A 12,743-nucleotide genomic window follows, 5' to 3' on the forward strand; every position below is an offset into this window, starting at 1 on the left:
AGTTATAGCAGACATCTTTTGTTAAATCCAGTCATTTGACTGTTTTTTTTCAAAATTCGTCAATTCGCAAGATGCTGTTTCGCGAGTTCGAGTTGCTCCGACACGGCAGCAAACCCTGTCCCGCCGTAGCTAGTCCGGCGTGCTACTGCTTGAACCGGATCGAGGAGCGGATAGACGTCTTCTGTGATATCAGGATGGAACGTTTGATACGTCTCGAGGTTCAAATCCTTCAGGAAACAACCGTTCTGCACACAGTAAAGGACGGCTTTGCCGACGATTTCATGCGCTTCCCGGAACGGTATGCCTTTCGTTACAAGGTAGTCGGCGAGTTCCGTTGCATTCGAGAAGTCTTGCATTGTCGCCTTCTTCAGCGCTTCGGTCTTAAACGTCGCAGATTCAATCATTCCGGTGAAGATTTGAACGGATTGGAGAACGGTATCTGCTGTATCGAAGACCCCTTCCTTATCCTCTTGCATGTCTTTGTTGTAAGCGAGTGGTAATGCCTTCATCGTCGTCAAGAAGCCCATCAGATTGCCGTAGACGCGCCCCGTTTTCCCACGAATCAATTCAGCGAAATCAGGATTTTTCTTCTGTGGCATCATGCTCGACCCTGTCGAGAAGGCATCAGACAACTCGATGAAGCCAAATTCTTGCGATGCCCAGATGATGATTTCTTCACAAAAACGCGAGAGATGCATCATGACGGTCGAGGCGATCCCGAGGTATTCGATGACGAAATCGCGGTCGGAGACAGCGTCGAGACTGTTCGGATAGATTGACTCAAAACCGAGCAACTCGGCAGAACGGAAACGATCGATTGGGAATGTCGTCCCTGCGAGCGCGCCTGCCCCGAGCGGTGATTTCCGGATCCGCTTTTGATTATCCGTCAACCGTTCGACATCACGTTCGAACATCCAGAAATAAGCGAGCAAGTGATGCGCAAGCGAGATCGGTTGTGCCCGTTGCAAATGCGTATAACCTGGCATGACCGTCTCGATATGTTGCTCAGCTTGTTCCGTGATAACCGATTGGAGCTCGCGTAATGCCGTCGTCAACGCTTCAACATGTTGTTCCATCCATAGATGTAAATCCGTTGCGACCTGGTCATTTCGGCTCCGTGCCGTATGCAGTTTTCCTGCAACCGGACCAATCTGTTCCGTCAATAGACGCTCGAGATTCATATGAATGTCTTCATCTGCTAGCGTATACACATGATCCGCTAACGTCGTTTCCAGTTGCTTCAGTCCTTGCTCGATTTGTGTCCACTCGTCTTGAGCGAGGATCCCTTGTTCAAATAGCATCTGCGCGTGTGCGAGACTGCCTTTTAAATCGACGCTCGCTAATTTTTGATCGAACGTGATCGATGCTCCGAAGGCTTCCGCTTGAGCGGAAGCACTTTCCGTAAAACGTCCACCCCAGAGTTTGGTCATTTCGTTACACCCGCTTGACGATGTACGCTCGCATGAGTCGAAACGGCAAGTCCGTGTAATTTGATGAAGCCTTTTGCTGCTTCATGATCGAACGCGTCTTCTTTCGTATACGTCGCAAGTTTCTCATCGTAGAGTGAGACAGCGGACTGACGACCTGTCACGGTTGCGTTTCCTTTGAACAGTTTAACGCGAACTTCTCCTGTGACGTCCTGTTGTGTCGCCGTCAGGAATGCTTTCAAGCCTTTTGTCAATGGTGCATGGAAGAGACCGTTATAGATCGTTTCTGCGTATTGTTTGCTGAGTAGTGGTTTGAAATGCGCGACGTCCTTCGTCAATGTAATCGTCTCGAGTGCAGCGTGAGCTTTGAGTAAAACCGTTGCTCCTGGGCACTCATAGACTTCCCGCGATTTGATACCGACGAGACGGTTCTCGACGTGGTCGATCCGTCCGACCCCATGTGCACCAGCGATGATGTTCAGTTCCGTGATCAGTTTCGCCAGTGGATATGTCGTTCCGTTGATCGAGACCGGAACACCTGCTTCAAAGCCAATGATGACTTCTTCTGCCTGATCCGGTGCGTCTTCTGGCGCTACTGTTAACGCGTAAGCGTCTTGTGGTGGCTCTGTCCAAGGGTTTTCTAGGACGCCACACTCGTTACTCCGTCCCCAGAGGTTCATGTCGATTGAGTATGGGCTGTCGAGGTTGATCGGGATCGGCACGTTGTTTTCTTTCGCATAGGCGATCTCTTCTTCCCGTGACCATTTCCATTCCCGAACCGGTGCGATGACTTCGAGTGATGGATCAAGTGCTGCGACCGAAACTTCGAACCGGACTTGGTCGTTCCCTTTTCCGGTACATCCGTGAGCAACCGCTGTTGCACCATGTTGATGCGCGACTTCGACGAGCTTTTCTGCGATCAACGGACGCGAAAGCGCTGAAATCAACGGATAGGCATTTTCGTAATGCGCGCCATATTGAAGTGCTGGCAAGACGAAGTCTTGTGCGAATTCTTCTTTAACATCGAGGACGATCGATTCGATCGCACCGACGAGGAGTGCTTTTTCTTTAATGACGGATAAATCTTTTCCTTCTCCGACATCCATGCATAAGGCAATGACGTCATAGTCCTTGCTCAACCATTTGATGGCTACCGATGTATCAAGTCCCCCAGAGTACGCTAAGATCAATTTTTGTTTCGACATGTATAATTACCTCCTGGTTTTAAATTCATCTGTATGTATAAAAATTCATTATGAATTATATATATACATAGAAAACAAAAAAAAGAAACCCTTTTTGCAGGATTTCTTTCAAAATGACTTACATTTTTTTCTCCATCGTCCGGTGTGGGATGCCCGCATCATCGAATTCATCGGAGACGATCGTATACCCGAGTCCTTGATAAAACGGGATGGCTTGAACTTGTGCACCGAGTGTCAGAAGTTGTTTCCCTTCACGCCGTGCGACACGCTCCATCGCCTGCATCAACTCACCACCGTATCCTTTTCCTCGTGCTGTCGCTAGCGTTGCTACACGTTCTACCTTCATCCTTTGGTCGTCATATGGGCGGGTACGTCCCGTTGCGACCGGTCGACTCTTTTCATCGAGGACAAGCAGATGAATCGCTGTCTCATCGTGTGTATCGTATTCAAGATGGCGTGGTACGCCTTGTTCCTCGACGAAGACACGCTCCCGGATCATCCGGACGGCTTGATGTTGTTCTGCTGTACGTACTTGAATGACTGTCATGACTGATATTCCTCCCGTAATCGATCGACATATGCCATCGCATCATCCCGATTCGTAAATTGTGCCTGTGCCTGAACCGCACTTCCTCCGCCTCGCCCGTTAAATGTTTGGACATGTGCTTTAGCGAACTTCCCGAGATGGGGTTCACCTGGACTACTCATCAGTAACTTGTTCGTCGTCGCATTCCAGACGACGCCGACGCGTCCCGCTTCTTGAATCGCTTTAGCAAGTTGCTCGGATATTTTGATTTCTTCATCCAGATGTTCAAACACAAGAATGCCTTCTTGTTGTTCTAAAGCGTGAGCGAGTGTGAACGTTGCGAGTTGTTCCTGGGCGTGTTCGACCTGTTTCGTTAAGCGTTTCTGCTCTTCTTGTAACGCTTGGACGGCTTCTAGCATTTGAACTGGTTTGACCGACAAGGCTTGCGCCGCTTCCCGTAAGGCTCGTCGTTCTGCCTGAACGAGTTGGTATGCCCGTTCCTTCGCGACATAGGACAGACGAATATTTCCACGAATCCGCTCGACTCCGGTAAAGAGAATCGACTCGAGCTGTGCCGTCGAATCAAGATGCGTCCCGCCACAGGCACTATAATCGAGTGTGCCGATTTGAACGACACGAATTCGTCCTTCAACTTGTGGTGTTTTTCGTAATGGTAAGCGTAGCGCTTCCGCCTCGTCATACTCTGTCGCCGTGATCGGTAATCCTTGTTCAATCACATGTCGTAATCGTCGATCCAGCTGTTCTTGTTGCATAGTTGTCCATTCAGATGTCTCGATATCAAGCGTCGAGACCTCACTTCCCGTCCGAAAACTGAGTGTCTTGATATTTGATTCATCTTGTAGGATTGCAGAGATGACATGTTGTGCCGTATGCTGCGCCGCATGATCGATCCGGACTGCGTCATCTACGATACCGGTGACGTCACCTGTGAGCGGCGTCGCCAGTTGGTGCCAGACGACACCGTCTTCGATTTGAACGTCAAGGACCGGTTGGTCGTTCAATGTTCCACGATCCGCCGGCTGTCCACCGCTCTCCGGATAGAAGTAACTTTTCTTTAAAGCAACCCAATAGCCATCTATTTGTTTTGTTGCACGAATGGATGTCTGAAAGGTTCGGACATCGGATTCTATTTGTTCGGGGCGCATGCCTCGACCACCTTTCTCTGTCAGTTTCACTCTGTATTATGCCATATTTCATCCAGAATCGTTTGTCGGCTTGCCTTTTTCCTAGTACACTAGACGAAAGACTACCGATCGCGAAGGGACGAAATGCCGTGATTCAGCATATCAATAAAAATTCACCACTCCCCATCTACTATCAAATCGAAGCTGCCTTAAAACAACAAATCGAAAGCGGTGTTCTTCAACCTGGCGATCTGATCCCGTCCGAGCGCGAATTTGCCGAAGCGCACCAAATCAGCCGAATGACGGTCCGACAAGCCATTTCAAACTTGGTCAACGCCGGTTACTTGATTCGTCAAAAAGGACGTGGAACATTCGTCGCGAATAAAAAAATCGTCATGCAACTGTCTGGATTGACGAGTTTCTCGGAAGAGATGGAGCACTTAGGTTTAGAACCGACGAGTGCGCTACTTTCCTATCAAATCATCGACGCCTCGATGACGATTGCCAATAAGCTACGGATTCGCGAAGGGGCATCGGTGTATGAACTGAAACGTTTACGAATTGCTGATGAGCAAGCGCTTGCCCTTGAGACCGTCTATATCCCGGAACAGCTCTTACCTGGACTCGATCAAGACGTCGCGACCGCATCGCTCTATGCATTTGCAGAAGCGAGCGGATTAAACCTTGGGCGTGCGAGTCAAACGTTCGAATCACGCCTGGCAACGAAGGAAGAGGCGGGCCATCTTGGTCTATCGACCGCTTCGCCTGTCTTATCTGTCGAGCAACTGACGTATCTTACAACGGAGCAACCGTTTGAATATGTCATCTCCGCTTACCGAGGAGACCGCTATACCTTCACCGTCGAAATGGAACGACAACGCTAAAAATCCCCTTGTATCGTCGTATAGTGACGATGATACAAGGGGATTTTTAGCGTATATTATTGAGCAGGAACGGCTTCTGTTTCCGTCACTGGTTCTTCTGTCGTGCTTTGTGCCGGGTCTGTCTCTTCCTTGATCGGTTCGACTTCTTGACCTTGCATCGCTTTTGCTAAGTTACTTTTCACTTGCTCCAATTGATTCGGATCGAGGTGATACTCCCATTTCCCGCTGATACCAATATAACCTTCTCCAGCGAGTTGGTACTCCGTCGTGTTACGTAACGCTGCTGTGAAATCTGCTAAGCGTGTATAATCGTTCGGACCTAAATTCGTTTCGACGTTATCACCGACAGCATCCAAAATATCACGGTATGCACTGAGGGAACGGAAACTTGCCGCTTCTTTGGCGACCGCTTGAATGACTTGCATCTGTTTTTGACCGCGTCCGATATCACCGAGCGGATCATCATGACGGTTCCGGACGTAAGCAAGTGCTTGCTCTCCTGTTAAGTGTTGCATCCCTTTATCAACAGTGACAGTACCGGCTTTACGTTTTGAATCTTGCTCTTTGAACGCATATCGTACATCGATGTCTACGCCGTCCAATGCATCGATCAATTGAACGAATCCTTGGAAATTAACTTTAACGACGTGATCGATTTGAATACCGAGCAGGTTTTCTGTCGTTTCACGCGCTAATTTAATCCCATTATAGGAATTCGATTTATCCATCGAACCGAAGTAATGGGCATGGGTGATTTTATCTTGCTCAACACCTGTCTTACCATAAGGTACATCGTATTTCGAATAATCGATGTTCACGAGTGAATCACGCGGAATACTCGTCAACACTAATTGTTCCGTTTTTTTATTTAAGATTCCGACGATCATGACATCTGATCGCGCCGGTTCATTTCGTTCTTTACTTTTTTTCGTTTCATCCGTCCCAAGAATCAAGAACGATTCAGACGGAACATCATCATATTTAGAGCTCACCTTCGAGCCGGGAATGTTAATCTGCGTCTTTGCCAATGTTTCTTGCGTTTTAATAAAAACAGCTCCAGCATATCCAGAACCGATGATTGTGACAAGCAGGACGAGTGCAGCGATGACTTTCATGAACATCTTGCCAGCACTTGGCTGTCTCTTTCGTGCGGATCGCGTTTCCATCATGTAAACCCTCATTTTCATGTAAATTTTCCGTAAAGTTCGCTAATCTCCATTATCCGTACATTTAATGAAATGTCAATTTACGTTTCGATTAAAGAAATCGTATGGAATCGTTGCACTGAAAAAATCATGGACCCTTAGTGCGCTGTATCATGAGATTGAATGATCTTGGTATATGTCCTGTTGATGCCTTTCTATCAAAATAAAAAATCGCTTGAGACTAGGCTCAACAGAATCAAAAAAAGGAATAGAGTCAATCCAATGATTGTCTCTATCCCTTTTGATTCATCGCTCTTCCATCGTCATACTTTCATGAAATTCAGATAAGCCGCCCGTCCTGTACGTTTAGCGTCATCTGACAATAAAGATGCAGCTTCTTCGTCCAAGATCACCATGACATCAGCATGACGCTTGAGTACAGTCGCTGGACAATCCGTTGTTGCGACACCTTCCATCATGTCGCGAACCGCTTCTGCCTTTCGTTCACTAGAAGCAACGAGAAGGATTTTCTTCGCTTCCATGATCGTACCGATTCCCATCGTGATCGCCTTCGTCGGTACTTCTTCTAATCGATCAAAGAATCGTTGGTTCGCTTCTCGTGTCGACTCTGTCAATTCCGTTACGTGTGTCTTAGCATCGAACGGTGTACCTGGTTCATTGAAGGCGATGTGTCCATTCGCTCCGATTCCAAGTAATTGAATGTCGATTCCTCGATTGCGGACGAGCGCTTCATATCGTTCACTTTCGCGCACGGGATCTTCTGTGTCCCCGATTGGAACGAATGATTCCTTAAACGCGACATCTTTGAATAGATGCTCTTGCATGAACGTATGATAACTTTGTGGATGCTCTGGGCTGAGACCGACATATTCGTCTAGATTAACCGTCGTCACATGTCGACAATCGAGCGAATCCTTCCGCCATTCTTCATAGACGCCGACCGGTGAACTTCCCGTTGCCAGTCCTACCGTCAAACCTTCCGGGTGACGCTCAATTTCCTGTTTCAAAAATTGATAGGCCACCTGTGCTAATTCTTCTCCTTTTTCTACGATCATCCATTTCATGAGGTAGACTCCTTTCCGTTCGTGATCCGGTGTCGCGTACCACGATGAATCGTTTCTTGAATGTGTAGCGCTTCGTCGAGCAGGACGATGTCCGCATCCTTGCCGACCGAGAGGCTACCCTTTTGAGTCAATTGAAGTTCTTTTGCCGCATTGACCGATGTCATGCGGACCGCTTCTTCGAGCGAACAGCCTGTATAGGCGATGATATTCCGTAAGGCGGTGTCCATCGTTAAGACACTTCCAGCTAAGCTACCGTTTTCAAGACGTGCCGCACCGTCTCGAACGAATACAGCCTGACCACCTAACTCATATTCACCATCAGCTAATCCTTTTGCACGCATCGCATCCGTGATGACGATCAGTCGATCTGCGCCTTTCATTCGGTAGGCGAAGTCGACCATTTCTGGCGCACTGTGAATCCCATCCGGAATGATCTCCGCATAGACGTCTGGTGTCAGGAGGCAATATCCGACCGTACCTGGTTCCCGGTGATGAAGTGCCCGCATTTGATTGTAGAGGTGGGTACCATGCGTGACGTGACCGGCTTGGTTTTGGGCATACGTCGCGTCTGTATGTCCGGCTGACGGAATCGCACCCGTCAAGCGCACCGCTTCTTCGAACGCCCGTGCTCCCGGGCGTTCCGGAGCGTATGTGACGAGCTTGATCGTGTTCCCTGCTGCTTTTTGCCATTTCAAGAACTGCTCGACATCCGGTTCGACGATATGTTCGTGAGGCTGTGCACCCGCATAATCCGGATTGATGAATGGTCCTTCAAGATGAACGCCGACGATCGTTGTATCGTCTTGCGCTACGACCTCTCGGACCGTCTCAAGCGCGCGTGTGATATTTCCCCAGTCCTGAGTAATCGTCGTCGCTAAAAATGATGTCACACCTTCTTGTAACATCTGTCGGCTGAAATGACGCAACCTCTCGACATCTCCATCCATGACATCGACATCATATCCCCCATGAATATGCACATCGATCATTCCCGGAATGAGTGATTGATGCTGCGCATCGATCATCTCTTCTCCTGCGATTTCCTCGAATTTCGACATGGGTCCAATCGCCTTGATTGTTCGGTCAAAACGAATGAAGCCGTCTTCAATCGTCTGCTCTCCCGTGTAAATCCGAGCATTGATGATCACTGTCATCTGGCATCTTCCTTTCTCTATCCGTTCCATGACTTGCTTCCGTATCTAGTATAACGCGATTAATTCTAGTTGTATAGACCTTTGTACATTTAAACGAAATTATAAAAGGACGATCCCGCATATCCGTAGATATGGGGTCGCCCTTTGTATACCCGTCGATTGCCGACTTCATGCGTCAGTCGATCATGGTAATAAAATCCGGTCTTTCTTTCGAGAAATCAGACGCGTTGCTTTTAAGATTGCCATCGGTAACGATTGACGCTTTCGGTAAGCAAGATATCGTCCTTCCCATTTTGGATCGTACTTTTCTTTGTATCGTCGTAGACCGGTGAAACTATACATGTAGCGAATATTATTGAAGACATCCGCTGCCACACGTTCTTGCCAGAAGGACGTCTCGTCCTCTCCGACGGACGAAAGCGGAGCCATTCCCATGTTGAACGTGTGGTAGCCTTCATCTTTCGCATACTCGAATAGTCGGATGAACATCGCATCCATGATTCCATTCGGTCCATCTGGTCGAAAACGCATCAAGTCAATCGATAGGACCCCTTCTTGGTAAGCAGGCATGAATGTCATGAACCCGATCAATCGTCCTTCCGCTTCACGCATGATGCCGATCGGTGCTCGGTTTAAATAAGGTTCGTGGAAGTAACCGAGCGAGAAACCTTTCTCGGACTTCCCTCCTAACCATTCGTCGGAGACCTCTTGTAGTTCTGCTAATAGAGTTCCTGAAATAGGTGGCTCGACTACTTCGAACGTCATGCCCTCTCGTTCAAAGCGATTTTTAATCGACCGAAGTCCAGCTCGTTTTTTTCCTGATACAGTGAAAGATGGAATATCAACCATCGCTTCTTCACCAAGTTTGAAGAAGTTGAAGCCAAAATCATGATAGAGAGACATATTTTGCGCTTGAATTTGATAGATGTTCGGAATATATCCAAGATCTTCGACGCGACGCAAGAAAGACGCGATGACTTGTGAATGCTCCTTCGGATCTCCACTAGGGTCGCCAAGGACCATGATCCGATTGCCGGTCTGACTGAACTGGATGAATGAACGTCCTGTTTCGGAGAAGAAGAAACGTTTATCACCTAGAAACGCGAGATGGCTTAAATAATTCCCACCCTGCTCACGCAACACCAACTCGATCTTTTCAGCATCGAATCGCTCACCGAGAACCGGTTGATTGAATGTATTGAATAAGCGGATGAAGACGAGAACATACACGAGCGCAAAGATAGAGGCACTCGCTGCAAACATGAAAATTTCATGTGCCGGATACACTTTTGTTCCGTCTGCTGATCCGAGTGTATAGAAGGCGTATCCAAAAAAGACGAATCCTCCAATGTACAATAGACCAGCGAAGGCAACCCGGATGAACCGTGTCGTCGTAATGAGCGTTCGTTCTCGGTGAAATGCTTTTCGCGACATCAGTAGCAAGACGAGGACGATGATGACGGCAAGGAAGGAAATCAAGTTAAAACCACGAAGTGCCATTCCAATCAACGCGAAAAAAGATGCCCCGTACATCATATATAACGACCGTTTTGTTCGACGATACAGTGCTGTCGATAAGAGGACGAACAATAAGCCGCCCATCAAGAAGAAACTATTCGCGAGTAACAGCGCTTCATGCGGTAATTTCGATTCCAAATATTCATATTGCGTCGAGACAGGTGGTAAAATCGCCAATCCCCAGATCGTGATCCCGGCAACGAGTGTGATCAATGCGAGTGTGAAATGACGAATTTTACTGAGGAATCGCAGTTGTAAGCGCCAAATGACGCCCCCGACCTCCATCGATGGACCAACGATCGGTTTGTCTTCGATCATCTTGACGACCGGACCGCTGAACTCCCGAGCTGAGAAAATGACACCGATCAGGAACGGAATCAAGTAGTAGACAAGACGGTAGATCAATAATCCTGTCAAGACGATGCCTTCCTCGACACCCGCACGCTGCATGCCGATCAAAAACACTAAGTCAAACGAACCAAACCCACCCGGTACCATCGAGATCAAACCGGCTGTCGCAGCGATGATGAAAACACCGATGACTTTTGAGAAACTAACATCCGTTCCGAGCGCTGCCAAGATCAGATAGACGACAACGCCAGCACTGAACCATTCTGCGAGTGAAACGAGTGAATATAACGCAATCGATTTCGGATGGATGCTACTATTGCCTCGTCGAAACGAGAACAGCAGATAGAGTGGAAAGAAGAATGCGACACCAATGATGACGGGCCACAGCCATTTTTTTAAATCGAGCACTTCAAACGCCGGAAAAACGTGTAGAAGCGATAAGGCAGATAAGATGGACAATCCACTGATCAACGTCGGTGCCATCCAGCCGATCGCCTTCAACAAACGACCGCCTTCAACGAATGGTCGATAAAGAGCGGAGCGGATCGCCATCCCAGCGAGACCGCCGAATCCGATGATGCCGTTAAAGGAGTTCGCAATCCAGGATGCTCGGAAAATTAGTCCGATCGGTACTTTCGCCTCCAATGAACGTAATAAGAAGAAGTCATAAAAGAACATCGTCGAGACTGCCGCAAGACCTGCGAGAATCAACAGGATGAATTGCCAAGATGGGACTTGACGAATCGCTTGAATCGATTCCTGTAGCGACAAACTACGCAATTCGTTTTGTCCTTGATAAAAAATGAATCCAATCAAGACGATCGGCAAGATGATCTTCGCAATCGTCATGATGCGTTGTTTTGAGAATTTCAAGCTGCCAGCCTCCTTGATTTACGGATTAAATGCATAAGACGAACAAGTAGTAGCGTTGCTCCGACCGCAAGACCGATGATCAATCCCCACCAGTAACCATCTGGTCCGAGCGTCGTATAGCGTTCGAGATAAAAACCTAATGGTAGTCCAATGACCCAGTAGGCAGCAATCGTCAACAAGAAGGTGACGTTGACATCCTTGAATCCACGTAATGCACCTTGCGTCGGTGCAGCAACGGCATCCGACAGTTGAAAGAAAATCGCTAAAATCATGAAATGTGCGGCTGCTTCGATGACTTGAGGATCACGACTATATAAAGCGGCAAGTTCTTCATTCTTTAAGTACAACAAGATCCCGGAGAACAAGGAGACGGCAACACACATCGTCAATCCAATGACGACGTACTGGACAGCGTCCTTAATCCGTTTGGCACCGACCTCAAAACCGACTGTGATCGTCAAAGCGGACGCAGCAGATAATGGGATCATATAGACGAACGAAGCGAAGTTGATGGCCGCTTGATAGGCACCAATGATGACATCGCCGTACGCTCCGAGCAGCAACGTGACCGCCGAGAAAATACTGACTTCAGAAAAAATCGCTAGACCAATCGGGGCACCGAGTAGAATCAATTCCTTGATTCGCTTCATATCTGGACGGTAAAAGCGCCGCAGAATCCCAAGGCGTTGAAATAATTCTCCTTTGAAGACGACAGCGATGATCGCTAGACAGAGAATCCAGTACGTGATGGCAGTCGCAACTCCCGCGCCCACTCCACCAAGTTCCGGAAAACCGAAGTTTCCGAAGATGAATAGATAATTGAAAAGGACGTTAATGGGTAAAGAGATTAGTAGTAAGACCATCGTGATATTTGATTTACCTAATGAATCGACGAGTGTTCGTAAAACGAAGAAAACGAACATCGGTACGATCCCGAGTGCTAACATTACGAGATAATTTCGCGCGACTTCACGCGCCTCTGCTGATAACTCCATCCGTTCGAGAATCGGATTGACAGCAATAAGTCCGATGACGACAGTCAAACCAATGATCACGACAGCAACGTACAACGCCTGCATGACGATCCGTTTGACTTCCCGCTCGCGTTTTGCTCCCATCGCTTGGGAAACGAGCGGTGCGACGGCAAGTAGAATACCGGTCAGTCCTGTGTAGACGGGTGCCCAGAGACTTGCTCCGACCCCGACGCCTGCTAAATCAGCAGAACCATATCGACCGGCCATGACCGTATCGAAAAAACTAATTAAGTAAAACGCGACTTGCGTTACGAGGATCGGAAAGAAAATTTTCATGAATTGCTTCATCTTTCCTGAGAACGTAACTGTTTCTAACATGTTTCCACCACATTTCAGGAGGTGTCCTCCTTAATTTTAAAACCTAGCACTCTTGAACTCTTACGAAAATAATCCGAG

The 12,743-nt window shown here is 48.0% G+C and carries 10 protein-coding genes; 1 reads left to right on the forward strand and 9 read right to left on the reverse strand.

What is annotated here, in order from left to right:
- Positions 1-59: 59 nt before the first annotated feature.
- From argH to KNQ03_RS15030, 4 genes are all read right to left on the reverse strand, one after another.
- Positions 60-1,430: an argininosuccinate lyase gene (gene argH / locus KNQ03_RS15015; protein WP_047395002.1), complete on the reverse strand. Its 1,371-nt coding sequence runs from the start codon at positions 1,428-1,430 to the stop codon at positions 60-62.
- Complete coding sequence (locus tag KNQ03_RS15020; RefSeq protein ID WP_050678063.1) at positions 1,427-2,632, reverse strand: argininosuccinate synthase; 1,206 nt, start codon at positions 2,630-2,632, stop codon at positions 1,427-1,429. Before KNQ03_RS15020 ends, argH begins: the two co-directional genes overlap by 4 nt.
- Before the next feature lie 118 nt (positions 2,633-2,750).
- On the reverse strand, positions 2,751-3,179 hold the full coding sequence (locus tag KNQ03_RS15025) for a GNAT family N-acetyltransferase (RefSeq protein ID WP_050678062.1): 429 nt from the start codon (positions 3,177-3,179) through the stop codon (positions 2,751-2,753).
- A complete protein-coding gene (locus tag KNQ03_RS15030) occupies positions 3,176-4,324 on the reverse strand; it encodes an alanyl-tRNA editing protein (RefSeq protein WP_214725359.1) in 1,149 nt (382 codons plus the stop codon). Before KNQ03_RS15030 ends, KNQ03_RS15025 begins: the two co-directional genes overlap by 4 nt.
- Before the next feature lie 128 nt (positions 4,325-4,452).
- Between KNQ03_RS15030 and phnF the strand changes: the two genes are divergently transcribed.
- The gene (gene phnF / locus KNQ03_RS15035; RefSeq protein WP_029340766.1) at positions 4,453-5,187 is read left to right on the forward strand and encodes a phosphonate metabolism transcriptional regulator PhnF; all 735 of its coding nucleotides are present in this window, start codon (positions 4,453-4,455) and stop codon (positions 5,185-5,187) included.
- A gap of 56 nt (positions 5,188-5,243) precedes the next feature.
- On the opposite strand, the gene KNQ03_RS15040 is transcribed toward phnF, so the two are convergent.
- The 5 genes from KNQ03_RS15040 to KNQ03_RS15060 form a co-directional block, all read right to left on the reverse strand.
- Positions 5,244-6,356 (reverse strand): LCP family protein, encoded by a 1,113-nt coding sequence (locus KNQ03_RS15040; protein WP_231681811.1) that lies wholly within the window; start codon positions 6,354-6,356, stop codon positions 5,244-5,246.
- Positions 6,357-6,655: 299 nt separating this feature from the next.
- Positions 6,656-7,417 (reverse strand): glucosamine-6-phosphate deaminase, encoded by a 762-nt coding sequence (gene nagB / locus KNQ03_RS15045; RefSeq protein WP_050679000.1) that lies wholly within the window; start codon positions 7,415-7,417, stop codon positions 6,656-6,658.
- Positions 7,414-8,571 (reverse strand): N-acetylglucosamine-6-phosphate deacetylase, encoded by a 1,158-nt coding sequence (gene nagA / locus KNQ03_RS15050; RefSeq protein WP_214725361.1) that lies wholly within the window; start codon positions 8,569-8,571, stop codon positions 7,414-7,416. Before nagA ends, nagB begins: the two co-directional genes overlap by 4 nt.
- A gap of 183 nt (positions 8,572-8,754) precedes the next feature.
- A complete protein-coding gene (mprF, locus tag KNQ03_RS15055; RefSeq protein ID WP_214725363.1) occupies positions 8,755-11,313 on the reverse strand; it encodes a bifunctional lysylphosphatidylglycerol flippase/synthetase MprF in 2,559 nt (852 codons plus the stop codon).
- Positions 11,310-12,665, reverse strand: a complete 1,356-nt coding sequence (locus tag KNQ03_RS15060) for an MATE family efflux transporter (protein ID WP_023467101.1) — start codon at positions 12,663-12,665, stop codon at positions 11,310-11,312. Before KNQ03_RS15060 ends, mprF begins: the two co-directional genes overlap by 4 nt.
- Positions 12,666-12,743 lie beyond the last annotated feature (78 nt).

This window comes from Exiguobacterium sp. s143, assembly GCF_018618895.1.
Taxonomy (GTDB): Bacteria; Bacillota; Bacilli; order Exiguobacteriales; family Exiguobacteriaceae; genus Exiguobacterium_A; species Exiguobacterium_A abrahamii.